Raw genomic sequence first — 25,397 nt, forward strand, 5'->3', positions numbered from 1 at the left:
TTTAGATCGTTTCGCGCCGGGTGGGCATCGAAGCAAGGCGGCCGCAGAGGGCCGGACAGGCGGCGACGGCCGGAGCAGATCTACCGTGCGATTGTCGAACGGCATTTCGGCAAAACATACTGGACTTCCGTCTTCCGCAAAAGCATGTCCTCGGTGACATGCTGGCCACGGAAACCGGCCGTAACAAGGCTGGCGGCGGTCCGGCCAGAAACCAATCGAGCCAGCCGGGCCCGAATCAGAGCAGGCGGGTGCCACAACGGCGCCGCCACCGGCAGCGGGAGGCTAAGGACATGAGCATGAAATTCGACATCCAGCCCGCATCCAATCCGACCTCCGAGAAGGATCGGGTCGCCAAGCTGGTGGACCCCGGCTTCGGGCGGGTCTTCACCGACCACATGGCAGTGGTCCGCTACAACCAGGCCAAGGGTGGCTGGTACGAGGCGCGTGTCGAGGCCCGCGCTAATTTCCAGCTCGATCCGGCCGGCGCCGTCCTGCACTACGCCCAGGAAATTTTTGAAGGCCTCAAGGCCTACAAGCGCGACGATGGCGGCGTGAACCTGTTCCGCCCCGATTCAAATGCGCGGCGCTTCAAGGATTCGGCCGACCGCATGGCGATGGCGCAGCTTCCTGAAGACGTCTTCATCGAGGCTGTCGAGCAAATCGTGCGCATCGACCGCGCCTGGATGCCGGGCGGCGAGGGCAGCCTTTACCTGCGCCCGTTCATGATCGCGAGCGAGACCTTCCTCGGCGTCAAGCCCTCGTCCGAATACATTTTCGCGGTGATCGCCTCGCCGGTCGGCTCCTACTTCAAGGGCGGCCCCGCGCCGGTCTCGATCTGGGTGTCCGAGAACTACACGCGCGCTGCCGTCGGCGGCACCGGCGCCGTCAAATGCGGCGGCAACTATGCCGCAAGCCTGCGTGCCCAGGCCGAAGCGATCCAGCACGGCTGCGATCAGGTCGTCTTTCTCGATGCGATCGAGCGCCGCTATATCGAAGAGCTCGGCGGCATGAACGTGTTCTTCGTGTTCGACGACGGGTCGCTCTCGACGCCGCCGCTCGGCACCATCCTGCCCGGCATCACCCGCGATTCCATCATCGCGCTGGCCAAAGACGCCGGCAAGACCGTGCGCGAGGAGCCGTACTCGCTCGACCAGTGGCGCAAGGATGCGGCGAGCGGCAAGCTCAAGGAGGCGTTTGCCTGCGGCACCGCCGCCGTGATCTCGCCGATCGGCACAGTGCGCTCGGTGAGCGGTGATTTCGAGATCTCGGGCGGCGCCGCCGGCCCCGTCGCCATGGGCCTGCGCAAGCAGCTCGTCGACATCCAGTACGGCCGCACCAACGATCCGCACAACTGGATCCGCAATCTGTCTTGATTTTTGCCCTCTCTCTCCGCTCGCGCGGAGAGAGAGGCGCAATGAACGCGACACGATGATCGTGCGACAAAGTCCGAGACCTCCAATACCTGGACATCGAGTCTTCCGGACATCGCGATCATGGCATCCACTCTCCCCCAGCCCCTGAAATGGGTCGTTCTCGCCGCAATCACCGGCGCCACCGTCTTCGGCATTCTGACCATCGGCCCCAAGCCGGACGTCTCCGCTGAGGGCCGTTCGCCCGTCGTCGACGTGCGCACCACCGATCCGGAGATGAACACCGCGATCGCGCGCGCCCGCGGCACGCTGCCGACCTTCTGGGCCTCCCATGAGGCGCCGAAGCCGTCGGAAACGGGGCATGCCCTGAAGGTGCACTTTTCAACCCGCAAGGGCGGTGAGCACATCTGGATGGCCGAGGTGAAGAAGCTACCCAATGGGGCCTATTCCGGCCTCTTCGCCAACGAGCCACGCGATCTGCCCGGCAAGCGGGCAGGCGACAAGGTCGAATTCACTGAAGCCGACATCTCGGACTGGATGTTCATGCGCAACGGCAAGATCGTCGGCGGCGAAACCATCAAGCCGACGCTGAAGTCGCTGCCGAAGGCGGATGCGGATGCGCTTCGGGCCCGGATGGAGCAGCCGTAGGGCGTCGCGGTACGCTCTCTCACTCCCTCGCCCCGCTCTTGCGGGGAGAGGGTGGGGTGAGGGGCTGTCACCGCGAATTCGAGAGACATAGGTCCGCGGAGAGTCCCCCTCACCCGGTCGCTTCGCGACCGACCTCTCCCCGCAAGCGGGGCGAGGTGAAGGGCACACTCCGGTTGCCGCTTCGCGCGTCGGCTGGTAAATGCCGCGCATGGCCGAAAAATCCAAAAAGCCCCAGAAACTGAAGGCACGCCTGCCGCGCGGGCTCGAGGATCGCGATCCCGCCGCGATCCGGGCGACGCGCGAGATGGTGGAGAAGATCCGCGCCGTCTACGAGCTCTACGGGTTCGAGCCCGTGGAAACGCCGGCGATGGAATACACCGACGCGCTCGGCAAGTTCCTGCCCGACCAGGATCGTCCGAACGAGGGCGTGTTCTCGTTCCAGGACGACGACGATCAGTGGATCTCGCTGCGCTACGATCTGACCGCGCCGCTCGCACGCTACGTCGGCGAGCGCTACGGGACCGACGCTCTCGTGTTGCCCTACCGCAGCTACCGCGTCGGCTACGTGTTCCGCAACGAGAAGCCCGGCCCCGGCCGCTTCCGCCAGTTCATGCAGTTCGATGCGGACACGGTCGGTTCGGCGACGCCGGCGGCGGACGCGGAGATCTGCATGATGGCGGCGGACACGATGGAAGCGCTCGGATTGAAGGGCAACTACGTCGTCAAGGTGAATAGTCGCAAGGTACTTGACGGGGTGCTTGAAGCGGTACGACTGGGTGGTGACGCGAATGCAGGCAAGCGCCTCACTGTCTTACGCGCAATCGACAAGCTAGATCGTCTGGGCCCACAGGGAGTGCGCGAACTTCTTGGCGCAGGACGCAAGGACGAAAGCGGAGACATTACCCAAGGCGCCAATCTGGATTTTGATCAGATTGAATCACTAATGGACTACGTCAATTGGAAGGTCATCGCCTACCATCATGAGATAACCCCTACCGCAGTTACCACAACGATACAGGATACATTTCAGCCTTCCGATCGTCAGTACGACGCGGGTCTGCTGCCTTCGAACGCCAGCGTATTGGATTCACTCGAATCCAAGTTTGGTGCGAATGACACCGTCAAGGACGCGATAGCAGAACTTCGATCGATCGCGGAGTTAGTCCGCGAATCGGGGTACGAGGGGCGCATAGTGATCGACCCCTCCGTCGTGCGCGGCCTCGAATATTACACCGGCCCCGTCTACGAGGTCGAACTGCTGCTCGACACCAAGGACGAGAAGGGCCGCCCCGTGCGGTTCGGCTCGGTCGGCGGTGGCGGCCGCTATGACGGCCTCGTCTCGCGCTTCCGTGGTGAGCCGGTGCCGGCGACTGGATTCTCGATCGGCGTATCCAGGCTTCAGGCCGCGCTGACGCTGCTCGGCAAGCTCGACACGAAGCCTGGGTTCGGCCCTGTCGTTGTCACCGTGTTCGACCGCGACCGCGTCGCCGACTATCAGAAGATGGTCGCATCGTTGCGAACCGCCGGCATCCGTGCCGAGCTCTATCTCGGTAATCCCAAGAACATGGGCAACCAGCTCAAATATGCGGATCGCCGCAATGCGCCCTGCGTCATCATCCAGGGCTCGGATGAAAAAACGCGTGGCGAGGTGCAGATCAAGGATCTGATCGAGGGCGCGAAGGCGGCGGCCGCGATCGCTTCCAACCAGGAATGGCGCGAGAGCCGCCCGGCGCAGTTCTCGTGCAGCGAGGCCGACCTCGTCGCCAAAGTGCGCGAGGTGTTGGCGCGCCATGACGTGAGCTGGGGCTAGCCATTCGCTGACGCCGTCATGCCCGGGCTTGTCCCGGGCATCTACCTCCTGTTTGATGGCGCCCGTCAATGGCCGGTGTTCGGCCCAAGGGAGAGAAAAATGCCTGAGATCACTGTCAGCATGGCCGAAGGCCGCACCGACGAGCAGAAGGCCGGCATGATGCGCGACATCACCCAGGCGCTGGTGAAGAATCTCGGCGTCGATGCCGACGCCGTCGTCATCCAGATCAACGAAGCCCCGCTCCGCCACAAGATGAAAGGCGGCAAGACGTTCGTGGAGCGCGCGGCGGCTGCGAAGAAGTAGCCAGCGCTGGAGCTGCAAACGCAACTGTCGTCCTGGCCTAGTGCGCAATTGCGCACGGGGGCCAGGACCCATTACCCCGAGCGGCAGTTGTTACGGCAGGTCGTGGTTTAGACCGCGCATGACAATGTTCAGTCGGGGTAACGGGTCCTGGATCGGCGCTTCGCTTCGCTGCGCTTGTCCAGGACGACGGGGGAGGCGAGCATGGACGCACGCGACTTCATCAAGGTCGGCATGAGCGCCGAGCGCACGCTGGTGGTGCCGGTGGAGCGCACGGTCGGGCATTTCGTGCCCGGCATGCCGATGGTCTATGCGACGCCGATGATGATTCTGGAAATGGAGATGACGTCGGGCGATGCGATCCGCAGCGTCCTTCAGCCGGGCTGGGTCACGGTCGGCACCGAGGTCGATATCCGTCATCTTGCTGCAAGCCTCGTCGGCGCGACGGTGCGGACCAGCGCGAAGGTCGTCGCGGTCGAGCGCCGCGTCATCCGCTTCGAGGTCGATGCCTTTGAGGGCACGCGAAAACTCGGCGAAGGCCGCCACGCGCGCGGGCTCGTCAATGTCGAGATGTTCAACCAGCGGCTGGGCGCGGGCTCGAAACCGTAGGGTGGGTTTAGCGAAGCGTAACCCACCAACTCCGTCCCGCAGTTGTTGAAGCATGGTGGGTTACGCTTCGCTAACCCACCCTACGGCACCGTCTTACTTCGCCAATTCCCTCGACCGCTGCGTCGCCGCCGCGATCGCGCGGATCATCAGATCGCGCAGGCCGGGCTCGCCCATCAGCACGCCGAGCGCTGCGGCGGTGGTGCCGCCGGGCGAGGTGACGTTCTGGCGCAGCGTACCGGAGGCAAGCTCCGACTGGTGCAGGAGTTCACCAGAGCCGGCGACGGTTTCGCGCGCGAGTTTCGTCGCCAGCGCCTCGGGCAATCCCGCCTCGACACCGGCGCGCGCGAGCTCTTCGGCCAGCAGAAACACATAGGCCGGGCCCGAGCCGGACACCGCGGTCACCGCGTCCATCAGGCTCTCATCGTCGATCCATTCGACCGAGCCGGTGGCGCGTAGCAGCGCATCGGCCACCGCGCGTTGCTGTGCGCTGACGCTGTTCGCGGCGACAGCCACCGTGATGCCGCGGCCAATCGCGGCCGGCGTGTTCGGCATCGCGCGCACCACCGCGCCGCCGCAGACCTCCTCGAGCGAGGCGATCGTGGTTCCCGCCATGATCGACACCACCGCGGTCTTGTCGGAGACGAGTGGCTTCAGCTTGGCGCCGGCCTCGCGGAACATCTGCGGCTTCACCGCGACCACGAGCGTCTCGACCTGGCCTGCCGTCGTCACATCAGGATTGAGCGCAACCCCCTTGGCGGCAAGCGCGGTGATCTCGGCCGAGATGTGTGGATCAATCACCGCGACGCGGCGCGGATCGAGCCCGCCCGAAAGCCATCCGGTCAGCATCGCGCCGCCCATCTTGCCGGCGCCGGCGAGCAGGATGGTGCCGGTGATGTTTTGGAGAGTGCTGTTCGCCATCGCTGTCGCCATCGCTGTCGCCATCGCTGTCGTCCTGGCCTAGTGCGCAATTGCGCACGGGGGGCCAGGACCCATTACCACGGCTGGTTCTAGTGGAAGGATGGCAGAGCAACAAGCATCGCGAGACACGGAGAGACCTCGCGGTATGGGTCCCGGCTTTCGCCGGGACGACGGCGAGGAGGGAGTCGCGGCTCCCTCAGTTGCTGAGAGGCTTTAAGCCTCGCCCACCGTGTCGAACATCGCCGCGTCCATGGCTTCCGTCGTGGACTTGCCCGCCCACACCACGAACTGGAACGCCGGGAAATAGCGTTCGCAGGCGTGGATGGCGCCGGCGAGCATGGCTTCGCATTGCCCGGTGGAGGCGATGAGCCCGCCCGGCAGCACCAGGGCCTGCCGGTGCATGATCATGCCGGTGGTGGTCCACAGGTCGAAGTGCCCGACCCATAGCTGCTCGTTGACCGCGGCCACGAGCCGCTGGACCTCCGGTCGCCGCGCAACCGGAATCTTCATGTCGAACGCGCAGGCCAGATGCAGCGCCTCGATCTCGCCCATCCAGGTGAAGGAGATCTGGTAGTCGGTCCATTGTCCCTTGGAGACAATCGTGAGTTCGTCTTCGCCGGAGCGTTCGAACGGCCAGTTGTTGCTGGCAGCGATATCCTCGACCACCGCGAGCGGATGGTTTTTGGAATCGATAGTGCCTTCGAGCAGGGACATGCCGTCTCGACCTCTTGCCTTTTTGTTGTCTTTGATACGCACGCGGTTGGTCCGGCGCGCGCTCCCTTTAAATTCGTTAAGGCGATCCGTTCGGATCAGCGCGGGCTTGTCGCGGATCAACTGATGTGATTTGCGGAATCTGCGCAACTGGCTGCCGAGTCCGTCCACAAGTCAGGACTCGTTCGTCCACAGCTCATCTCGGCCACAATTATTAACGCGGGGGAGGCCGAGCCGGACGGAAAAGAACAAACCGGAATCGGATTCGCCGACGGCCCGCCAATCCCTAATTCCGCCGCGTGCCCCCTGGACCACTATAGCGGCATGGGACCATGCGGTTTTCCCATGCGGAACCCGCTTGCCGCGGCCCCGAACCGGCGTCATATTTCGGTCAGGCCGTTCATTCCGGGCGGCCGATGTTCTCAGGGCGGGGTGAAAGTCCCCACCGGCGGTAAGGGCCGTAAGGCCTAAGCCCGCGAGCGCCTTCCTCAAAGTCTGTTGCTGAGGGGAAGGGTCAGCAGATTCGGTGCAATTCCGAAGCCGACGGTTAAAGTCCGGATGAAAGAGAACGGTCGGTGGCAGACGCATCGCAGGATGCGGCTGTTTGTCGTTCCGTGTGCCCTGATTCTGGTCCTTAACTGAGGAAAGCCATGAATCAGATGTTGCAAGACCCCCAAACCGAAATCTCCCAACCAACCCAGACGCCACCGCCGGTTCCGCAGGATCCGGTACCCGACCATCCGCGCTTCGCGAAACCGCAGCGGGTGGCCTTCGTGCAGGCCTGCTGGCACCGCGACGTGGTCGAGGAGGCCCGTATCGCCTTCGTCAAGGAGGCCGAAGCGCGCCACCTCAATCATGTCGACGTGTTCGAGGTGCCGGGCTCGTTCGAGATCCCGCTGCATGCGCAGATCCTCGCCAAGACACGGCGCTACACCGCGATCGTCGCGGCCGGCCTCGTCGTCGACGGCGGCATCTACCGCCATGAGTTCGTCGCCGACACTGTGATCAAGGCGTTGATGGATGTGCAGCTGCGCACCGAGGTGCCCGTGTTCTCCGCGGTGCTGACGCCGCAGCAATTCCACGAGACCGAGGTGCATTACGATTTCTTCCGCAGGCATTTTGCGATCAAAGGTGTCGAGGTGGCGGCCGCCTGTGCGGAAACATTGCTCGGGCTCGAACGCCTGCGCGGCCAGGTCGCTGCGGGGATCGTGTAACGCAGCGCAACGACCATCCCTCATCCCGAGAGGCGCGACGCGCGTCTCGAAGGATGAGGGGCGATCGCAGCCGTGTTCGTCTCAGCCGAGTGACACGCCCGCCTTGGCGCGGCTGATCCCCAGCGTCAGGATGCGCTGCAGGAGAGCCGGATATTTCAGCCCGGCATGTAGAGCGGCCGTGGCGAACTCCTGGCTCTTGGCGATCTCGGGATTGGGATTGGCTTCGATGAAATACGGCGTGCCGTCGGCGGTGAGACGAAAATCGATGCGCGCGTAGCCGTCGAGGCCAAGCACCCGGTAGATGCGTTTCGCGGCCCGCTGGATCCTGGCGGTCACTTCCGGCGCCAGATCCTTCGCAGGCCCGTCGACGATGCCGACTTTCTCCTGATAGTCGGTGTCGTGCTTGGCTTTCTCCGTGGCGATGTGCCGTGAGCTGCGGCCGCCCATGCTGCCGAACTTCAACTCCCAGACCGGCAGAACGCGTAAGCGGTTGTTGCCGAGCACGCCGACGTAAAGCTCTCGCCCCTCGATGAACTGCTCAGCGATGGCGGCGGATTCGACCCGCTCGTGGATGAAGGCAACCCGCTCCGCCAGCTTCTCGTCAGTGTCGACGATCGAGGCTTGCGAGATGCCGAACGAGCCATCCATGTTCAGGCTCTTGACGATCAACGGCAGCGCAAGACGCGTCGGGCGTTTCACCTTGCGGCGCATCGGGAAGACGGCAAAGGCCGGCGCGGCGATCCGGCGGTGATGCACCAGCGTCTTGGACAGATCCTTGCCGCGGGCCAGGGTCAGGCCGCGCGGATTGCACCCGGTGTAAGGGACCTTCATCAGCTCGAGATAGCTCGCAATGTGCTGGTCGAAGGCGACGTTGTTGTGGAATTCCTCCAGCAACGTGGAAAACCACGTGCGGCTTGAACTCCTCGATCGCCTCGCGCACCGGCCTGATTTCCTCCTGCGCGCCGAGCGGTCGAACCTCGTGGCCGGCTGCACGCAAGGTGCTCACCACGTCATATTCGGTCTTCCACGTATTGATCTCCTGTGCGGAGTATCCGTCGGAGGAGTCCGGAGGCAGGAAGTCCGGATGCATGAGGACCAGAATGCGCAGACGTCTCATAGCGCGATCCATTTTCGTCGAGACGGGCCAAACATCGTGTGCATCGTCTTGGCGGTCACGAGGACGATGAAGTCGAGAACGAGCTTCTGTTCAGGGCCGACGGCACGCAGATCGAGCTCGCGACAACGGGAGATCATCTCGTCAAGCACGGCATCGAGCGTGAGCTGATTCTCGCCGGTCCATCGCGAGACCAATTGCCTGATCTGGGAGCGGTGGCGCCTGATCAGGGCTGAAGCCGGCTTTGAGCGGTGATGCCGTGGATCGGCTGAAAACAGCCGGGAGAGATCGCGGTCGTAGGTCTTGGGGGGCGTGAAGGCGTAGAACGCCTGCTTCTTCTTGTAGTGCTCTTCGAGCGTCTGGCTGAGCCGACCCAGCGGATCGACACGCTCGCGCGTCGCGATCGGCGGTCGCTTGCCCGCGATCTCGCCCATCAGCTCGTCGACATATTCGAGCTTCTTCAGCGCCGGCCAACCAGCGTATCGCGTCCGCCAGTTCGAGCGCGGCCGCAGCCACACCGCAAAGGTCTCGGCGAAATCCTCGTCCGGGTGACTCTGCGCATACCACAGCCGCAGATGCTGGACATAGCGCCGGCTGGCCGGATTGGGCCGGTAGTAGCGCGGATAATGTTTCGACGACGGGCCGAACAGTTGCTGCCAGCGGCGGCGGCGCTGCAACTGGTAGCCGTGCTGGATGGCGTGGCCCGCTTCGTGACGGAGGATGGCCATGCACTCGCGCCAGGTTCCGCCCTCGACGTCGAACATCATCTTCTTTTCGAGCTTCATCAGGCGGGGATGAGCAAGATAGAACGGAATGGCGATGCCGGGAACGCCGCCCGGACTGAACCATTCGCTCGATATCCAGGTGTGCGGCCGCAGCCGGATATCCCGTTCTTCCAGCTCCTCATAGAGCGTGCTGACGCAGTCCTCGAGCCAGGTGCCTTCGACCGTAACCCTCAGGCTGGAGAGGCGTTGCTTGAGCAACTCGTCATCCGACAGCTTCTCCCAGGCAAATTTCCGGCGTGGCATCGGGCATCCAGAAGGCAGAGATGACTCGGGATTCGGATGATGTCATGGGCAATCGTTGGCAACAACCCGGGGGCTGTCTCGTAAGGGACGTAGACGCTCGCACTCCCTCGCCCCGCTTGCGGGGAGAGGGTGGGGTGAGGGGGGAGTCTCCACGGGGACGGTGTGAGTTGGACTCGCGGAGAGTCCCCCCTCACCCGGAATTCAAGCTTCGTTCGAATTCCGGCCTCTCCCCGCAAGCGGGGAGAGGCGAAGAAGAAAATCAGTCGAACAGGCTCGACACCGACTCTTCTGCCGCGGTGCGGGCGATCGCATCGGAGATCAGGCTGGCGATCGGAAGCGTGCGGATGTTCGGGGCCTTGCTCACCGCCTCCGTCGGCAGGATCGAGTCGGTGATCACCAGCTCCTTCAGCCTGGAGTTCGTGATCCGGGCCGCCGCGCCGCCGGAGAGCACGCCGTGGGTGATGTAGGCGTAGACGTCCTTGGCGCCCTTGGCGATCAGCGCGTCGGCGGCGTTCACCAGCGTGCCGCCGGAATCCACGATGTCGTCGATCAGGATGCAGGTGTAGCCGGCGACGTCGCCGATCACGTTCATGACTTCGGATTCACCCGCCCTCTCGCGGCGCTTGTCGACGATCGCGAGCGGGGTGTTGATGCGCTTGGCGAGACCGCGTGCGCGCGCCACGCCGCCGACGTCGGGCGAGATCACCATCGTCCTGGAGAGGTCGAACTTGTCCTTGATGTCGCGCACCATCAGCGGCGCCGCGTAGAGGTTGTCGGTCGGGATGTCGAAGAAGCCCTGGATCTGGCCGGCATGCAGGTCGAGCGTCATGACGCGATCGACGCCGGCCTGCGTGATCAGATTGGCAACGAGTTTTGCCGAGATCGGCGTGCGCGAACCCGATTTGCGGTCCTGCCGGGCGTAGCCGAAATAGGGCAGCACCGCGGTGATGCGGCGCGCCGAGGAGCGGCGCAGTGCGTCGGTGATGATCAGCAATTCCATCAGATGGTCGTTCGCCGGGAACGAGGTCGACTGGATGACGAAGGCGTCCGAGCCGCGCACGTTCTCCTGGATCTCGACGAAGATCTCCATGTCGGCGAAGCGCCGTACCACCGCCTTGGTCAGCGGCAGGTCGAGACCTTGCGCGATGGCCTGCGCGAGAGCCGGATTGGAGTTGCCGGCGACGAGCTTGATGGAGCCGTTCTTGGCCGACATGGACGCTTCCTCCCGCGCTTTGCTGGACACGATGTTCAACATCAAACAATACCCACTGGAAGCACGGTTACGACGGGCGAGGAAATATCAGGCCGGGGGCTGCAATGGCAACCCGGGAGGCTACGTTTTCCCTGCGAAATCCCGAGTCCGGCCAACGGTTTGGCCGGAAGTTGGGGCCGTGGTTTCGCGGGGGTTATCGCTCGGCATAGCCCAGCGCCGAGGCCGGCATCCCGGTCGCCGGAGCCTCCGGGATCACGCTCGCCACGGCCGGCCCGCGCAAGCCGGGAGCCGAGCCCGGCGCATCCGGCGTACCGTTGATCATGTTGGAAAGTCCGCTGAATCCGGCCTGGGCGATCTTCCGCAGCACGAGGTCGTCGGCAGCGCCCCAAGGATCCCGGGCAGCGTCGCGGCCGCCCTTGGCCGCCGTCGGTTCCTCGCCGGAAAGGCGCAGCGCCCGCTGCTGGTTGGCGTCGTAGACGTCCCATACCCAGGCGATCACGGTCTTGCCGCGCACGATCTGGGCGGAGAGGTAGCTGCGCACGCGGTAGGCAGCCGTCCCCTCGCGGGAGACCACGGACAGGCTGCGCAGCTTGGATTCGGTGTCGAGCACGCCGACCATGCGGTCGAACACTTGCGGCGGCGGCCCGTCGATCGATTCGAACGCGACCGTCGCCCCGGAGCCGGCGCTCGGCGCCATCGCATAGGAGTTCGCGGCACCACCGCCACCGGCACAGCCGCCAAGCGCGGTCGCAGCCGTCAGCAGCATGACCGCCAGCACGCGCGAACCCGCGCGGCGCAAGATGAATGACGCGTCCCTCATTATGGAGGGCAGCGATATCGTTAAAACGCATTAACGTCTAGGGCGGGTGCGCCACAGGCCACTGTCATCGCGCGCAGGCATCGCCCCGGAATGACACGGGGTTGCCTTTGTGTTCACGCTTCGAGCGCGATCGCGTGAACGTGGCGGCCGTAATCCGGCTCCTTGCGATGCACCGAGCGGCGGTAGCTGAAGAAGCGTTCGTCGGCATAGGTGTCCAGACCGAGATCGTCGATCATCAGGATGCCCGCGGCTTCCAGACGCTTGCGGATGAAGCCGGCGAGGTCGAACATCGCGTGGCTTTCGCGCACCGACGGGATGAAGAACATCGCGTTGTCTGCGTCCGCCTCGATGAAGCGCGCCGCGAACTCGTTGCCGACTTCATAACTGTCCTGACGGATCAGCGGGCCGATCGCGGCGATGATGCGGCTTCGCGAGGCGCCGAGTTTTTCCATCGCTGAAATGGTCTGCTCCAGCACGCCGGTGAGCGCGCCCTTCCAGCCGGCATGGGCGCCCCCGATCACGCCCGCGTCGGGATCGACGAACAGCACCGGCCCGCAATCGGCGGTGGAGACGCCGAGCGCGATGCCGGGCACCTTCGTCACCAGCGCATCGCCCTTCGGCCGCGGCCCGTTCGGCCACGGAGCGTCGGCCACGAGCACGTCGGGCGAATGGATCTGGTGCAGGCTGAGAAAGCGTTCCGGCGCGACGCCGACATGCTCGGCCATGCGGCGGCGGTTCTCCGCGACAAGGGCCTGATCGTCGTTGGAGCCGAGCCCGCCGTTCAGCGCGGAATAGATGCCGCCCGAGACGCCGCCTTCGCGGGTGAAGAAGGCGTGGCGCAGGCCGGGCACCGCGGACAGCAGCGAGGAGGCAAGCGTCATGAATCGTCTCCGGCGCGTTCGAGATCGCTGAGTCCCGCAAGCCCCGTCAGCCGCGGCTCGGAGATGCCGAGCACCTTGAACATCGAGCCCATGCCGCTGCGCCCAGTTTCGGTCAGGCGCTTGAGCGCGATCGAAATGTCGGTGGCAACGTCGGGCGCGGCCTTCTGCATCAAGGCGGCTGCCCGGGTCTCGATGCCGACGCGTTTGAGGAAATCGCCCTGCGTCACCGGCCCGTGCACCCGGGCGCCCACATCCTCCGCCCCGCGCGCGAGCGCCTGGAAGTCGACATGGGCCGTGACGTCGGCCTGGCCAGGCGCCTTCAGGGGATCGGTGAAGGTGTGGCGCGCGATCGCCTGGAAGGTGTCGCCGGCATCGCTGCGCAGATGGCCGTAATCGATGATCAGCGCCGCGCCGTCCTGGTCGCGCACGCGGCTGGCGAGCTTCATGATCTCCGCATCGGGCCGCCATTCGAACACAGCCCCGACGGGCGCGGCGCGCACCAGAGGCGGCAGCAGCACCTCGAAGCGTGGCGTCGGCTCGGCCGCCGCGCCGAATTGAAGTTTTCCGTTGGCGTCGACCTCGATCACGCGCTCGTGCCAGCCGTTCTCGTGACGGACCATCTGGTGGATCGGCAGCACATCGAAATATTCGTTGGCGAGGATGATGCTCGGTCCCTCGGGCACGTCGTCGATGCTGTCATGCCAGGCGATGTTGCGCACGCCGGACAGCGTCGCACTCTGCCGCTCGCGCAGGACCGGATTGACCTCGACCATGTGGATGTGGAGCGCCTGGTAAAGCGGCGGCAGCACGCGGAGCGCGCGCAGGGCGTCCGCCATCATGGTGCCGCGGCCGGGGCCGAGCTCGATCAGCCGCAGGAATTGCGGTGACCCCATCTGCTTCCACACCGAGGCGGTCCACAGGCCCAGGAGCTCGCCGAACATCTGGCTGACCTCGGGCGCGGTGGTGAAATCGCCTTCTCGTCCCAACGGATCGCGCGAGACGTAATAGCCATAGCGCGGATGCATCAGGCACAGTTCCATGTACCGCCAGACCGGCATGGGGCCTGAGGATTTGATCAGCGCCTTGATCTCGTCGAGTAACGGCTGGTCGGTCACGGCCTATCTTCTCAAAAGGAATTAACGAATAGCCCCTGCGGGCTTCGGCGCACCGCGCCTCACTGCCAATACAATAAGTATGCCGCCCACAATAAGCATCGGGATCGACAACAGCATGCCCATGGTTAATCCGCCCCAGAGGAAGCCGAGCTGGACGTCCGGTTCGCGGAATTGCTCGCCGGCGATCCGGCTCAGACCATAGATCAGGATGAAGGCGCCGAGGATCATGCCGGGCCGTTTCAGGGCACCAAATCGGATCATGATCGCGAGCACTGCGAACAGCAAAATGCCCTCCATGCCGGCCTCGTAGAGCTGGCTCGGATGGCGCGGCAGCTGGGTGGGATCATTGGGGAAGATCATCGCCCAGGGCAGCTCCGGGTCGGTGGCGCGGCCCCACAGCTCGCCGTTGATGAAATTGGCGATGCGGCCGAGCAGCAGCCCGACCGGAGCAACGGCGGTGGTGATGTCGCCGAGCGACAGGATCGAGATGCGGTTGCGATAGGCGAACCACATCACCGCGACGACGCAGCCGAGGAAGCCGCCGTGGAAGGACATGCCGCCTTCCCACAGCCTGAAGATCGCGGCGGGATGGTCGATGAAGAAGGGCAGATTGTAGAACAGCACATAGCCGGTGCGGCCGCCGAGGATGATGCCGAGCGTGACCCACAGGATGAAGTCGTCGATCTGCAGCAGCGACATCGGCGCCGGGCCGCCCCACAGCCGCTCTCTCTTCAGGAGCGAGCGCGCATAGAGCCAGCCGAACACGATGCCGCAGATATAGGCCAGCGCATACCAGCGGATCGCGAACGGACCGATCTCGATCGCGATCGGCTTGAAGGCGGGAAAGTCGATGAGCAGAAAGGGCATCGCGCCTTCTATGTCTAGACGAGATTGCGGCGATAGAGCGCCAGAAGACGCTCCCAATGCCGCTCGGCGGCGTCGCGGTGATAGACCGGACGCTTGGGGAAGGCGAAGCCGTGATGGGTGCCGGGATAGATCTCGACTTCGGCTTTGGCGCCGCTCATGCCCTGCTTCACCTTCTCGATGATCTCGGCGGGCGCGTAGATGTCGGTCTCGGCGCAGGCGAAGTAGAGTTCGGCCTTGGTCTTGGCGGCCGCGAGATGCGGGCTGTCATCCTGGTCGGTTGCGAGCTGCGTGCCGTAGACCGAGGCGGCGGCCTTGACGCGATCGGGAAAATGCGTGGCGGCGTTGACGGCGTAGCGGCCGCTCATGCAGTAGCCGACAGCGCCGATCAATTTGGTGTTCGCGGCCGCCTGGCCCTCGGCATAGGTCAGCAGCGCGCGCGTGTCGTCCATGATCATGGGGATCGTGAGCGATCCCATCAGCGCGAACATGCGCTTACGCTCCGGCGCGTTCGGATCGGCCGGCAGCGCGCCGAGCTCCATCACCCCGGAGCGGTAATAGAGGTTCGGCAGCATCACGTAATAGCCCGATGTCGCGAGCCGGCGCGCCATGTCGCGCAGCTCTTCGCGGATCGCCGGCGCGTCCATGTAGAACAGGATGACCGGAAACGGCCCGCCGCGTTCGGGGTGGCTGATGAAGGTTGCGGTGTGACCGTCCTTGGTGGGGATCGCGATCTGCTGGTCGATCATCTCGAACGCCTTTTGTGATTCTTCTTATGCAGGGACGTTGAATACGATTGCAAGGAAACCGGGGCATGACAAGGATACCGCCGATCGGCCCTTGAACCGGCCCAAACGGATTGCCATTGTCTTCCCGCGCGTTCGCGCAGAGTTCATCGAAAGCCGCCAGGAGACCGATATGACCCAGACCAACAACCGGTTTTTCGACGAGATCGGCCGCCTGATGAACGACGCCGCCGGTGCCGCGCAGGGCGTCAAGCGCGAGTTCGACACGGTGATGCGCACCCAGGCCGAAAAATTCCTGCGCGACATGGACCTGGTCAAGCGCGAGGAGTTCGAGGCGGTCAAGGACATGGCGCGCCTGGCGCGTGAGGAGAACGAGGCTCTGAAGGCGCGCATCGCGGCGCTGGAGGCCAAGCTCGGCGGCTAACTCCGCAGGGTCCATCCGGGCGATCCGGTTCCGCCCGGTAGCCCATTCTCCTTGTCATTTCCGCGTCTTCCGGGTAAAAGCCCGCCACGTCCGCAGCCCCCGCACCCCTGGAGGCTTGCTGCGGCGTATGCCATGGGCCGCGTTGCGGCCCATTAACTTTTGCAAAAACAAGGACTTAACGTTATGGCGACCGTCAAGGAATTGAAGGCGACCGCACGTCCGAAGAGCGGCAAGGGGGCCGCCCGGGCTGAGCGTCGCGCCGGGAGAGTGCCCGGAGTGATTTACGGCAACAACCAGCCCCCGCTGACCATCTCGGTTGACGATCGCGAACTGCGCTCGCGCATCCTCGCCGGCCGGTTCCTGACCACGCTGGTCGACATCGACCTCGAAGGCAACAAGCACCGCGTGATTCCGCGCGACTACCACCTCGATCCGGTCAAGGATTTCCCGATCCATGTCGACTTCATGCGGCTCGGCGAAGGCGCCACCATCCGCATCAGCGTTCCCTTGCACGTGGTGAAGGCTGAAGGTTCGCCCGGCGTGAAGCGCGGCGGCGCCGTGAACATCGTTGCGCACGCGATTGAGCTCGAGTGCGGCGTGGAGAACATCCCGCAGTTCATCGAGGCCGACGTCGGTTCGCTCGAAATCGGCCACTCGCTGCATCTCTCCGACATCAAGCTGCCGGCCGGCGTGAAGGCGCTGACCGCCGAGGACGCGACCCTCGTCACCATCGTGCCGCCGTCCGGCTACGCCGAAGAGCAGAAGGCCGCGGCTGCTGCTCCGGCTGCGGGTGCTGCTGCTCCGGCGGCTGGTGCCGCTCCGGCTGCGGGTGCTGCTGCTCCGGCAGCGGCTGCCAAGGCCCCCGCTGCCAAGGCTCCCGCCGGCGGCGACAAGAAGAAGTAATCTCTCAAAGCTGGCGCGCGGTCCCTGACCGCGCGCCGAGCGAGGGGCGCGCCGCGTCATGCGACTGTTTGTTGGGCTCGGCAATCCCGGCCCGAAATTCGCACGTAACCGGCACAATGTCGGCTTCATGGCCGTCGACGAGATCGCGCGGCGTCATGGTTTCGCGCCTTGGCGCCGCAGGTTTCAGGGCGAGACCTCGGAAGGCACGCTCGGCACCGAGCGCGTGATCCTGCTCAAGCCGATGACCTACATGAACGAGTCCGGCCGCAGCGTTCAGGAAGCGGCAAGCTTCTTCAAGATCGCGCCAGGCGACGTCACCGTATTCCATGACGAACTCGAACTGCCGCCAGGCAAGGTGCGGGTGAAGATCGGCGGCGGCATCGCCGGCCACAACGGCCTGCGTTCGATCTCCGCCCATATCGGCAACGACTACCGCCGGGTGCGGCTCGGCATCGGTCATCCCGGCGTCAAGGAATTGGTGCACGGCCATGTGCTGTCGGACTTCGCCAAAGCGGACAACGACTGGGTGGCGACGCTCTGCGACGCGGTGGCCGAGCACGCGGCATTGGTTGCCAAAGGCACTGACGCGACCTTCGCCAACAGGGTGCACCTCGCCATGCAGGCGAAGGGATTTTTGACCAAGGACGACAACGGCAAGGAATAACGCTCGTGGGATTTAAATGCGGGATCGTCGGGTTGCCCAATGTCGGCAAATCGACCTTGTTCAACGCGCTGACCGAGACGGCCGCGGCGCAGGCGGCGAACTATCCGTTCTGCACGATCGAGCCGAATGTCGGCGAGGTCGCGGTGCCGGATCCGCGGCTCGATAAGCTCGCAGCAATCGCCAAGTCGGGCCAGATCATCCCGACCCGGCTGACCTTCGTGGACATCGCCGGCCTCGTGCGTGGCGCGTCCAAGGGTGAAGGCCTCGGCAACCAGTTCCTCGCCAACATCCGCGAGGTCGACGCCATCGCTCATGTCGTGCGCTGCTTCGAGGATTCCGACATCACCCATGTCGAGGGCAAGATCGCCCCGCTCGCCGACATCGAGACCATCGAGACCGAGCTGATGCTCGCCGATCTCGACAGCCTCGAGAAGCGCGTCGACAATCTGTCCAAGAAGGCCAAGGGCAACGACAAGGACGCCAAGGAGCAGCTCGACCTCGTCAACCGCACCCTGGTGCTGCTGCGCGAGGGCAAGCCAGCGCGCCTCGTCGAGCGCAAGGCGGAGGAGGAGCGCGCCTTCGGGATGCTGGGCCTGCTGTCGTCCAAGCCCGTGCTCTACGTCTGCAACGTCGAGGAAGGCTCGGCTGCATCAGGCAATTCGTTCTCGAAAGCGGTGCAGGACCAGGCTGCCAAGGAAGGCGCCATTGCCGTCGTCATCTCGGCAAAAATCGAATCCGAGATCGCCACCATTTCGCGTGACGAACGTGCCGACTTCCTGGAGACGCTGGGTCTCGAAGAGGCCGGCCTCGATCGCCTGATCCGCGCCGGATACACGCTGCTCGACCTCATCACCTATTTCACGGTGGGCCCGAAGGAAGCGCGCGCCTGGACCATCTATCGCGGCACCAAGGCGCCGGGCGCGGCCGGTGTGATCCACACCGACTTCGAAAAGGGTTTTATCCGCGCCGAGACCATCGCGTATGAGGATTACGTCGCGCTCGGCGGCGAAGCGGGCGCCCGCGATGCCGGCAAGCTCCGCCTCGAAGGCAAGGAATACGTCGTCGCCGACGGCGATGTGATGCATTTCAGGTTCAACACGTAAGCTCTGGATATGTTCGTAGGGTGGGTTAGCGCAGCGTAACCCACCCTGCTTCCTCGTTTGCAGAACGAAGTTGGTAGGTTATGCCTTCGGCTAATCTACCCTACGGCGCCGGTGCTTGCCTCACCGTACCCCGCCGCCCTGATCCCTGATCGCGCCGAGATGCTCGTTGATGCGGAAGATAATCAGGATCAGTTCCGCGATGATGCGCGAGAACACGATCCCGACGACGACGCTTGCGATCGACGACAGCAGCATCAGGAAGCCGCCGAACGGGCTGATCGCCATCATCGCGAGGCCGGAGAAGATGCCGGAGAGGCCGAACAGGCAGATCAGCGCGATCACCAGCCAGTAGAAGGTCTTGATGATCGTCGGCGTGATAAAGCGGTCCCATTGAAACAGGTCGCTGAATGAAAACATTGCTCTCCCCAGGGCAATTCAGATGTTGTCGGGCCTTGCAAATGGATCGTGGCCCCTCATCGATCCGACTCAAGACCAATGCCGGTGCGCCGAATGTAGCACGAGCCATGCGGGCCGGCGGGTTGAGATTGCCGCAAAGTGCGGCCACAATCTGTCATTCCCTCAAACCTTTCCCAAGATGACCCTGACCTTCGAAGATTTCCCGCCCGGCCGGTTCGGAACATTCGGCCCGCGCCATGTCACGCGCGACGAGATCGTGGCCTTTGCCGCCGAGTTCGATCCGCAGCCGATGCACCTCGACGAGGAGGCCGCCAGCAAAAGCATGCTGCGCGGCCTGTCCGGCTCGGGCTGGCATCTCTGTTCGCTGATGATGCGGATGATGGCCGACGGTTTCATTACCCGCGCCGCTTCGCTGGGATCTCCCGGCGTCGATGAAGTGCGCTGGCTGTCGCCGCTCAGACCCGGCGACGACCTCATGCTCGACGTCGAAATCGTGGAGGCCCGCACCTCGAAGAGCCGGCCGGAGCTCGGCATCGTCAAGTTCAAATGCACCGTGCGTAACGCGGCGGGGCAGGCGCTGTGCGAGATGACGTCGCCGATCCTGATCAAGCGGCGCGAGGGGGCGGTCTGATGCCGTTTTTCGAGGAGATCGAGATTGGGCATCGCCGCGAGATCGGCGCCTATACGTTCACGGCGGAGTCGATCAAGACATTCGCCGCAAAATTCGATCCGCAGCGTTTTCACCTCGACGAGGAGGAGGGCAAGAACTCGCTGTTCGGCGGGCTCGCGGCCTCGGGTTGGCATGTCGGCTCAACCTGCATGAGCCTGCTTGTCGCCGACGGCCAGCGTCTGGCGCGGGAAGCCGCTTCGCGCGGCGAGGAGGTCGCGGTGTGGGGTCCGTCGCCGGGCTTTCGCGATTTGCGCTGGATCAGGCCCGTGCTCGCCGGCGACATCGTCACCTACGTCAACGTCGTCATCGACAAGCGCAGCTCCGCCTCGCGACCCGGATGGGGCATCCTGACCGCGCGCACCACCGGCACCAACCAGCGGGGCGAGGACGTCTACGCCATCACCGCAAGTGCCTTCGTGCCGATGCGTGCGAACGGCGGTTAGATTCGTTCCAGGATGAACGGCAAAAACAGCGCGCGAGTGTTGCCCCCGCGCTATGGACGCGATTTCGGGTGGCTGCCATAAGCCTGCGCAACATGGTTTCCCGCGAAGCAGTTCGCGGAACCATCGAGTTGCTAACCAATTATGAACCTGTCGCTGTCTATTTGAACGAACTGGGCAGAGTACAGGGGACGAGGACCATGGCAGACCGCGGCGCACTCAAGCTGGTCGGATTCATCTTTGCTACCGCGACGCTGGCCGTGATGCTGGTCGCCGGCATGGTGGTGAAGGGCTATGCCGATGGTGCCTACACCCTGGAAGCCTCGACCGTGGAAGCCGCCCGGTAAGACTTCGTTAACTCCGCGGGGCCGCAATGCGGCCTCCGCCTTCAGCGGCTATAGACGAACGCCAAGATCGCGATCGCAACCGCCAGCAATCCGACAAACCGCAGCATGATGGTGCCGAACTGGTTCGGCGCGGGCCGCAGCGGTATCGGGGTCGGTGGTGTCGGGCCGAATGCTTTCCATGACATGTCCCCAGGCCCGGCCGCGATGGCAAGAGCGCTTGGCGTTAGTCGCCGGGGGGATGCGGGAAGTTCAAAATCCTCCGCTGTCATGCCCCGCGAAAGCGGGGCATCCGGTACGCCGGGAGCTCTCGGTTCTAGCCTCGCTGCCTCTGGAATACTGGATCACGCGCTTTCGCGGGTGATGACACTTTTCATGGGGCGCGTGCGCGACGTCACATACCCACGAATCAAAACCGCCGCGCCCCTTTCGGAACGCGGCGGCAGGTGATGCGTGATGTCAGCGCTCAGCTGTTGCGCAGGCCGTCGGCGGCGCGCTTCCACTGCGAGACGTTGTCGGCGATCATGCGGGTCGACTTCATCGCGGCCTGGCTGAGCTGGGCGTAGCCGGAGATCTCGCGCTGGACGCGCTGGCCTTCGGCGTGGAGCAAGTCGCGCAGGCTCTCGAGCTCGGAGATCAAATTCTCGATCTCGGCGAGGGAGGTGCCGGCGACGCGCTGGATCAGCGAGTTGACGTTGGTGACGGTGGCCTCAGCGCTCGGATCAAGCGGCGGCGCGTCCGTGGCGGTCGCTGCCGGACGGCGCAGATAGGCGATGTCGTTGCGGACGAAGTCACGGATGCCGGCTTCGACTTCCGTCACTGCGGCGAGGTTGGTGTCGATGGTCTCGGTCTCGGTACCTTCGGTCTTTTCCGGACGCATGGCGTTCATCGTTATTCCCCTGTTCGCGTTGAGCGCAGCGCGAGTGTCCCCCGCACGACGACGTCAGTCTGGGACTAGGGCGTCGGATTTTGGCCGCAACTTGGCCGAGGTGCGGCAAGGGCGGTCCATTCGGGGGCTTTGCCGTGGCGTATGGTTACGGAAGTCTGAATGCGCCCGCGGAGAAGAACCTATCTCCTCATGGTGAGGAGAAAGATCAGCGCCCAGCTACCAGCTCTTCTTGAAACCCGCCGTCAGGCTCTTGTTGATTGCCCCTTGCGAGGTTTCGCCGACTGAGCCGGAGACGGTGACGTTGTCGAAGAGCTTTTGTTCGGCGCCGACCTTGCGCAGCCATTTGTCGTCGGTGGTCGACAGGGACTGGCCCGCGGTGATGCTGGTGCCGGTATCGGTGAGGGTGACCTTGGCCGATTGGTCGGTCTCGTAGTTGCGCGTGATGTGACCGCCGACGCCGGGGAGCGCCGTCGTGCCCTGCTGGTTGACGCTGTAGCCGTTCTGCAGCGTCAGCGACGTGTCGCCCGACAGCGGCACCGACTTGATCAGCGACGCCCCGAGCTTGCTCTGCTCGGCGCCGGGATCGACGCGGGCCTCGACCGCGGTCTTGTCCCAGATCGCACCTGCCCCCGGCGCGGTCGCGGCCGCCCAGGCGCTGCCGGACGACTGAGGCACGCTGCCGCCATTGGTGGCTTTCTGCGCCAGCAGCTCCGACATCGTCCGCGGCTCGCTCGTCACCGTCATGTCGGCGCCGATGCGGGCGTCCCAGAATGAGGATACCGACTGCTTCACCGTCACCGCCGAGGAGCCGTTGGCGTTGGAGTTCGTCGCCCAGTTCAGCCCGTCCTTGGCGGCGGCCTGCGCGCGCTTCTTGGCGGCGATGATGTCGTTGAGCGTGCCGGCGTCGATCGCGAGCTGGCCCCAGTCGAGCTTGTCGACGTCGATGCCGCTCAGCACGTCAGGGTCGTTGACGTCGGGGGCTTCCGCCGTCTCGGCCTCGTCGTCGGGCGCTGCGGCCGGGCCGGGGGAGAAGGGCGGAATGATCTGCGCCGACACCGTCAGCACCGATCCCAAGATCAAAGCGGCCGCCAGCATCGGCAGCCTGGTCCAACCAAACCCTGTCGCGAATTCCATAGTCCTGCCCGTCACCCCAGTTCCCGCCGAGGATGCGGAACCATCGTTGCAAAATTGTGGCGGTTCCATCAAACGCGAACCAACGGGCCGCGCGAAAGGCGCGCGCCCGATGACGAGCTTCTCCACGATTGCATCCGGCGGGGCTGGAGGCCAGGACGCGTCGCGGGGAGCATCAGCCATCGGTCCCGAACTGCGGGGCCCGTTGGTGTTCCGTTCAGCCGACGCCGGTCATCTTCGGCAGATGAATGGCGCGGCCGAGTGCCTGCTCGACCAGATCGAATGTATCGATCAGCACGCGCATGCTGGTGAGCTTGCCCGCCCTGAACTGGGCGAACTGCGCTACCCGCAAGCTGATCGGCTTGTTGGAATCCAGCGCGGTCAGCGAATAGCGCAGCATCGAGGCGGCGGAATCGACGCCGAGCATGATGCTCTCGCGGTCGAAGCGGCGGACCTGGAAATTGTCGGCGAGTTGGCGGATGACGTCGAGCACGGCGTCCTTGCCCTGGCGCGCGCCGAGGAACGGAAACATGTCGATCGGCCCGTAGAGCGCCCACTCGACGTCCTCGTCGATCAGGGTCTCGATGTCCTCGAAATGCCGGTCGTTGATCGCACGGTGCAATGCGCGCGAGAAACGCCAGAGGCTGTGCTCTGTCATCTTGGGCAGTCCTGAAGCTGGCTTGCGAAAAAACGAAAAACAACCCCAAGCGCACGGGATAAGGTGCCGCGGGGTCGCTCAACTCATTTGTATACGAACAAAATACGACAATTCGGCCAAAACGCAATTCACGTTTTCGCAATGCACAATTGATCCCGGCGTGTGAGATTTACAATAGAACCCCGTATTTTCCCGGTCCGGGCCGATTTGGAGAGAGCTAGCCCCCGTCCGCCCGCTCGCCCACGATCAGCGGGCCGATCTCACGTTCCAGCACCTGCTGCACCAAATCGTAGGAATCGATGATCTCGCGGATCTGCGCCACCTGGCCCTGGCGGAAAGTAGAATATGGCCATGTCGACCTGAATGATGCGGTCGTTGCTGCGCTTCCGGAAGAACACGCGCAGATAGGCCGCGACCGTGTCGCCTTCGGCGACGATCTGCGGCACCTCGTAGCGGATTTCGGCGTATCGCTCCTGCACGGTGCGCCAGAATTCGCCGAGCTCCTGCTTGCCGTGGCAGGGGCCCATGTGCGGCAGTACGTCGATCGGCGCGTGGGTGAGAAAGTCGACGTCGTCGGTGCAGCACGACAGCGCGGCCTCGAGATCGCTGCGCGAGATGGCGTCGAGCAGATGCAGCACGCGCTGGCGATTGAGCTTCTCGACCGTCATTCCGCCCGTCCTCATTGGCCGTGTGGAGCTTGCGCAAAGCTAACGCGCGGCCTCAGATACCGGCAATCCGCAAAACCACAGGGGATATTGCAGATCATATGACGCGCAAGCGCAATGCCAGGTTCATGGCTGCAATTTAGGGTTGAGCGACCCGTCGCCTGCACGAATTCGCGTGGCGTTCGGCGGCATCGACTCGGAAAGCGAGCGCGCGGCAGCGGACGCGGAACCGGGACGGGCCCGTGCCCGTTGAGGTCGCGACACCGCATTCGGAGACATCGATCCATGAAATCCCTCGCCGCCATCGCCGCCGTCCTTCTCATCTGTGGCGCGACCTCCGCCGCCAACGCCAAGGGCTGCATCAAGGGCGCCGTCGTCGGCGGTGTCGCCGGCCACTATGCTGGCCATCACGGCGTCCTCGGCGCTGCCGCCGGCTGCCTCTACGGCCGCCACCATGCCAAGGAGCAGCAAGAGCAGGAGAGACAGCGGCAACAGCAGAGCCAAGTGAACGGGCAGGGCAAGCTGTAACGTCACGGAAAACTGTGCTCCCGCCGTCTTCTATCCGGCATGCTTCGATGGTAAATTCCATTCGCGAACGCTGGGGTTGAACCAAGCGAGGGAACGATGGATGTCGGGAAGTTCTTGTGGGGTTTAGTCCTCGCAATCCTGTTCCTGTATCTCGTCGTCGCTTTCGTGGGGAAGGCTTCCCGTTCTGCGGGCGTCAAGTACAATTGGGTCGGCGTCTTGCTGTCATTCTCGACGATCGGCCTCGCCATCTATCTCGTTTTCTTTCGCCAGCTTTGAGCCGATCCCGGCTGCCTCACGTCCCGGGCTGTCGGCCGGGCGTGAGCCAGCTCACATCGCGCGCCTTCCCCTGTGGCTATCGTCCTGCCCATGTCATCAGGGAGACGTGCCATGGCCGCCATCGCCAGAGTCAGAAAGTCCAGCCTGCACAACGCGCTCGAAGGCCTCGCGCTGACCGCGACGCTGCAGAGCTTCCCGACCTTCGCTGCCGCCGCCTTCCTGCTCAAGCTGGTCGGCAATCACGACCTGGTCGGCGATCCCGGCGTCGCCATCTTCGTCGCCATCGCCTCGCTCGCCCATGCGCTGCTTGCGGTGACCCTCGGGCCGAGCTTCCCGACATTCTTCAAGACCGTCTACGAACCAAAATTCTTCGAGGCCCATCTGTCGCTCGCCGACAAGATCACTGCATGGCGCACCCAGCCGGTCGCCTCGCTGCAACTGATGACGATCGTGCTGCTGCTGTCGGTGATGGCGGTGGTGACGGCGAGCCTGGGGTGATCGCATCATGCCTTTCATCACCACGTCGAAATCCGGCCCGCTCAACTGGCTCGAAGGCTTTGCGCTCACCACGATCCTGCAGGGTTTCCCGATTTTCGCCGCGGCGTCGCTGATGGTAAAACTCCTGGGAAATGACCGCGGCGGCAGTCATGTCCTCACCATCGCGATGGCGTCGATCTTCTACAGCTGTCTCGCCATCTGGGCGGGATCGACATTCCCGAGATTTGCAAAGAACGCCTACGAACCGCTGTTCTTCGACGCCAGCCTGTCCTTCTCCGACAAGATCGCCCGCTGGCGCGCCAAGCCGGCGACGTCGATGCAGCTGGTGGCCTCAGTGCTGCTGCTGTCGTTGCTGGCGGCAAGCGTGGGGTGAGCTCGCGCTCTCATCACTTTCGGACGCCGCCATCAATAACCATGAGCGGCGCG

32 protein-coding genes, 1 pseudogene and 1 riboswitch are annotated in these 25,397 nt (G+C 64.3%); of the genes and pseudogenes, 17 read left to right on the plus strand and 16 right to left on the minus strand.

What is annotated here, in order from left to right; all coding sequences use genetic code 11:
- The first annotated feature begins 290 nt into the window (after positions 1 to 290).
- The 5 genes from ACVIN2_RS26030 to ACVIN2_RS26050 all read left to right on the plus strand — a co-directional run bounded on the left by ACVIN2_RS26030 (position 291) and on the right by ACVIN2_RS26050 (position 4,737).
- A complete protein-coding gene (locus tag ACVIN2_RS26030) occupies positions 291 to 1,373 on the plus strand; it encodes a branched-chain amino acid aminotransferase (protein WP_456767749.1) in 1,083 nt (360 codons plus the stop codon).
- Between the two features lie 120 nt (positions 1,374 to 1,493).
- On the plus strand, positions 1,494 to 2,018 hold the full coding sequence (locus tag ACVIN2_RS26035) for a YegJ family protein (protein WP_456767750.1): 525 nt from the start codon (positions 1,494 to 1,496) through the stop codon (positions 2,016 to 2,018).
- 304 nt (positions 2,019 to 2,322) lie between these two features.
- On the plus strand, positions 2,323 to 3,828 hold the full coding sequence (hisS, locus tag ACVIN2_RS26040) for a histidine--tRNA ligase (RefSeq protein ID WP_456769809.1): 1,506 nt from the start codon (positions 2,323 to 2,325) through the stop codon (positions 3,826 to 3,828).
- Positions 3,829 to 3,846: 18 nt separating this feature from the next.
- A complete protein-coding gene (locus ACVIN2_RS26045; RefSeq protein ID WP_456767751.1) occupies positions 3,847 to 4,131 on the plus strand; it encodes a tautomerase family protein in 285 nt (94 codons plus the stop codon).
- Positions 4,132 to 4,332: 201 nt separating this feature from the next.
- On the plus strand, positions 4,333 to 4,737 hold the full coding sequence (locus ACVIN2_RS26050; RefSeq protein WP_456767752.1) for a thioesterase family protein: 405 nt from the start codon (positions 4,333 to 4,335) through the stop codon (positions 4,735 to 4,737).
- 93 nt (positions 4,738 to 4,830) lie between these two features.
- Here the strand turns inward: ACVIN2_RS26050 and proC are convergent, their stop codons facing one another.
- Positions 4,831 to 5,655 (minus strand): pyrroline-5-carboxylate reductase, encoded by an 825-nt coding sequence (proC, locus tag ACVIN2_RS26055; protein ID WP_456767753.1) that lies wholly within the window; start codon positions 5,653 to 5,655, stop codon positions 4,831 to 4,833.
- Between the two features lie 213 nt (positions 5,656 to 5,868).
- Complete coding sequence (locus ACVIN2_RS26060; protein WP_018453509.1) at positions 5,869 to 6,369, minus strand: type III secretion system chaperone family protein; 501 nt, start codon at positions 6,367 to 6,369, stop codon at positions 5,869 to 5,871.
- A 411-nt stretch (positions 6,370 to 6,780) separates the two neighbouring features.
- Positions 6,781 to 6,940: riboswitch (FMN riboswitch) on the plus strand.
- A 76-nt stretch (positions 6,941 to 7,016) separates the two neighbouring features.
- Between ACVIN2_RS26060 and ACVIN2_RS26065 the strand changes: the two genes are divergently transcribed.
- The gene (locus ACVIN2_RS26065; protein ID WP_456767754.1) at positions 7,017 to 7,580 is read left to right on the plus strand and encodes a 6,7-dimethyl-8-ribityllumazine synthase; all 564 of its coding nucleotides are present in this window, start codon (positions 7,017 to 7,019) and stop codon (positions 7,578 to 7,580) included.
- 81 nt (positions 7,581 to 7,661) lie between these two features.
- Here ACVIN2_RS26065 and ACVIN2_RS26070 read toward each other — a convergent pair whose 3' ends face one another.
- From ACVIN2_RS26070 to ACVIN2_RS26105, 8 genes are all read right to left on the minus strand, one after another.
- The gene (locus tag ACVIN2_RS26070) at positions 7,662 to 8,474 is read right to left on the minus strand and encodes a D-alanine--D-alanine ligase family protein (protein WP_456767755.1); all 813 of its coding nucleotides are present in this window, start codon (positions 8,472 to 8,474) and stop codon (positions 7,662 to 7,664) included.
- 219 nt (positions 8,475 to 8,693) lie between these two features.
- Positions 8,694 to 9,722, minus strand: coding sequence for a putative zinc-binding metallopeptidase (locus ACVIN2_RS26075; protein WP_456767756.1), 1,029 nt, complete (start codon positions 9,720 to 9,722; stop codon positions 8,694 to 8,696).
- Positions 9,723 to 9,981: 259 nt separating this feature from the next.
- Positions 9,982 to 10,935, minus strand: coding sequence for a ribose-phosphate pyrophosphokinase (locus ACVIN2_RS26080; protein ID WP_007596822.1), 954 nt, complete (start codon positions 10,933 to 10,935; stop codon positions 9,982 to 9,984).
- 193 nt (positions 10,936 to 11,128) lie between these two features.
- Positions 11,129 to 11,755: a hypothetical protein gene (locus ACVIN2_RS26085; RefSeq protein ID WP_219683640.1), complete on the minus strand. Its 627-nt coding sequence runs from the start codon at positions 11,753 to 11,755 to the stop codon at positions 11,129 to 11,131.
- Positions 11,756 to 11,868: 113 nt separating this feature from the next.
- Positions 11,869 to 12,636, minus strand: a complete 768-nt coding sequence (pgeF, locus tag ACVIN2_RS26090; protein ID WP_456767757.1) for a peptidoglycan editing factor PgeF — start codon at positions 12,634 to 12,636, stop codon at positions 11,869 to 11,871.
- Entirely contained in the window at positions 12,633 to 13,751 is a 1,119-nt protein-coding gene (locus ACVIN2_RS26095; RefSeq protein WP_018453517.1) for a class I SAM-dependent methyltransferase, read from the minus strand. Before ACVIN2_RS26095 ends, pgeF begins: the two co-directional genes overlap by 4 nt.
- 21 nt (positions 13,752 to 13,772) lie before the next feature.
- Positions 13,773 to 14,618 (minus strand): prolipoprotein diacylglyceryl transferase, encoded by an 846-nt coding sequence (gene lgt / locus ACVIN2_RS26100; RefSeq protein ID WP_456767758.1) that lies wholly within the window; start codon positions 14,616 to 14,618, stop codon positions 13,773 to 13,775.
- Between the two features lie 14 nt (positions 14,619 to 14,632).
- The gene (locus ACVIN2_RS26105) at positions 14,633 to 15,364 is read right to left on the minus strand and encodes a dienelactone hydrolase family protein (protein ID WP_456767759.1); all 732 of its coding nucleotides are present in this window, start codon (positions 15,362 to 15,364) and stop codon (positions 14,633 to 14,635) included.
- Positions 15,365 to 15,533: 169 nt separating this feature from the next.
- Here ACVIN2_RS26105 and ACVIN2_RS26110 point away from each other — a divergent pair, with 169 nt between their 5' ends.
- The 4 genes from ACVIN2_RS26110 (at position 15,534) to ychF (ending at position 18,455) form a co-directional block, all read left to right on the plus strand.
- Positions 15,534 to 15,785 carry an accessory factor UbiK family protein gene (locus ACVIN2_RS26110; protein WP_007596812.1) on the plus strand — a complete coding sequence of 84 codons (252 nt, stop codon included), beginning with the start codon at positions 15,534 to 15,536 and terminating at the stop codon, positions 15,783 to 15,785.
- A gap of 183 nt (positions 15,786 to 15,968) precedes the next feature.
- Positions 15,969 to 16,688: a 50S ribosomal protein L25/general stress protein Ctc gene (locus ACVIN2_RS26115; RefSeq protein WP_027565369.1), complete on the plus strand. Its 720-nt coding sequence runs from the start codon at positions 15,969 to 15,971 to the stop codon at positions 16,686 to 16,688.
- A 58-nt stretch (positions 16,689 to 16,746) separates the two neighbouring features.
- Positions 16,747 to 17,352, plus strand: coding sequence for an aminoacyl-tRNA hydrolase (gene pth, locus ACVIN2_RS26120; protein ID WP_456767760.1), 606 nt, complete (start codon positions 16,747 to 16,749; stop codon positions 17,350 to 17,352).
- A gap of 5 nt (positions 17,353 to 17,357) precedes the next feature.
- The gene (gene ychF, locus ACVIN2_RS26125; protein WP_247489249.1) at positions 17,358 to 18,455 is read left to right on the plus strand and encodes a redox-regulated ATPase YchF; all 1,098 of its coding nucleotides are present in this window, start codon (positions 17,358 to 17,360) and stop codon (positions 18,453 to 18,455) included.
- Between the two features lie 120 nt (positions 18,456 to 18,575).
- Here ychF and ACVIN2_RS26130 read toward each other — a convergent pair whose 3' ends face one another.
- Complete coding sequence (locus tag ACVIN2_RS26130; protein WP_007596805.1) at positions 18,576 to 18,872, minus strand: DUF4282 domain-containing protein; 297 nt, start codon at positions 18,870 to 18,872, stop codon at positions 18,576 to 18,578.
- Positions 18,873 to 19,050: 178 nt separating this feature from the next.
- Between ACVIN2_RS26130 and ACVIN2_RS26135 the strand changes: the two genes are divergently transcribed.
- The 3 genes from ACVIN2_RS26135 to ACVIN2_RS26145 all read left to right on the plus strand — a co-directional run bounded on the left by ACVIN2_RS26135 (position 19,051) and on the right by ACVIN2_RS26145 (position 20,329).
- Positions 19,051 to 19,503, plus strand: coding sequence for a MaoC family dehydratase (locus tag ACVIN2_RS26135; RefSeq protein ID WP_456767761.1), 453 nt, complete (start codon positions 19,051 to 19,053; stop codon positions 19,501 to 19,503).
- Complete coding sequence (locus tag ACVIN2_RS26140) at positions 19,503 to 19,985, plus strand: MaoC family dehydratase (RefSeq protein WP_456767762.1); 483 nt, start codon at positions 19,503 to 19,505, stop codon at positions 19,983 to 19,985. The genes ACVIN2_RS26135 and ACVIN2_RS26140 overlap by 1 nt, the downstream gene beginning before the upstream one ends.
- 197 nt (positions 19,986 to 20,182) lie before the next feature.
- Positions 20,183 to 20,329: a hypothetical protein gene (locus tag ACVIN2_RS26145; protein WP_007596790.1), complete on the plus strand. Its 147-nt coding sequence runs from the start codon at positions 20,183 to 20,185 to the stop codon at positions 20,327 to 20,329.
- Between the two features lie 41 nt (positions 20,330 to 20,370).
- On the opposite strand, the gene ACVIN2_RS26150 is transcribed toward ACVIN2_RS26145, so the two are convergent.
- The 5 genes and pseudogenes from ACVIN2_RS26150 to ACVIN2_RS26170 form a co-directional block, all read right to left on the minus strand.
- Positions 20,371 to 20,514 carry a hypothetical protein gene (locus tag ACVIN2_RS26150; RefSeq protein WP_456767763.1) on the minus strand — a complete coding sequence of 48 codons (144 nt, stop codon included), beginning with the start codon at positions 20,512 to 20,514 and terminating at the stop codon, positions 20,371 to 20,373.
- A 278-nt stretch (positions 20,515 to 20,792) separates the two neighbouring features.
- Positions 20,793 to 21,215 (minus strand): hypothetical protein, encoded by a 423-nt coding sequence (locus tag ACVIN2_RS26155; RefSeq protein ID WP_007614810.1) that lies wholly within the window; start codon positions 21,213 to 21,215, stop codon positions 20,793 to 20,795.
- Positions 21,216 to 21,431: 216 nt separating this feature from the next.
- The gene (locus tag ACVIN2_RS26160) at positions 21,432 to 22,349 is read right to left on the minus strand and encodes a hypothetical protein (protein WP_456769810.1); all 918 of its coding nucleotides are present in this window, start codon (positions 22,347 to 22,349) and stop codon (positions 21,432 to 21,434) included.
- A 214-nt stretch (positions 22,350 to 22,563) separates the two neighbouring features.
- Positions 22,564 to 23,004 (minus strand): nuclear transport factor 2 family protein, encoded by a 441-nt coding sequence (locus ACVIN2_RS26165; protein WP_456767764.1) that lies wholly within the window; start codon positions 23,002 to 23,004, stop codon positions 22,564 to 22,566.
- 217 nt (positions 23,005 to 23,221) lie between these two features.
- Positions 23,222 to 23,672 (minus strand): annotated as a pseudogene (locus ACVIN2_RS26170) (nuclear transport factor 2 family protein).
- Positions 23,673 to 23,954: 282 nt separating this feature from the next.
- Between ACVIN2_RS26170 and ACVIN2_RS26175 the strand changes: the two are divergent.
- The 4 genes from ACVIN2_RS26175 to ACVIN2_RS26190 all read left to right on the plus strand — a co-directional run bounded on the left by ACVIN2_RS26175 (position 23,955) and on the right by ACVIN2_RS26190 (position 25,344).
- A complete protein-coding gene (locus tag ACVIN2_RS26175; RefSeq protein ID WP_027520351.1) occupies positions 23,955 to 24,197 on the plus strand; it encodes a hypothetical protein in 243 nt (80 codons plus the stop codon).
- 114 nt (positions 24,198 to 24,311) lie between these two features.
- The gene (locus ACVIN2_RS26180) at positions 24,312 to 24,473 is read left to right on the plus strand and encodes a hypothetical protein (protein ID WP_456767765.1); all 162 of its coding nucleotides are present in this window, start codon (positions 24,312 to 24,314) and stop codon (positions 24,471 to 24,473) included.
- Positions 24,474 to 24,584: 111 nt separating this feature from the next.
- Positions 24,585 to 24,971, plus strand: coding sequence for a hypothetical protein (locus ACVIN2_RS26185; protein WP_456767766.1), 387 nt, complete (start codon positions 24,585 to 24,587; stop codon positions 24,969 to 24,971).
- A gap of 7 nt (positions 24,972 to 24,978) precedes the next feature.
- Entirely contained in the window at positions 24,979 to 25,344 is a 366-nt protein-coding gene (locus ACVIN2_RS26190) for a hypothetical protein (RefSeq protein WP_456767767.1), read from the plus strand.
- Positions 25,345 to 25,397 lie beyond the last annotated feature (53 nt).

This window comes from Bradyrhizobium sp. USDA 3650, assembly GCF_054057395.1.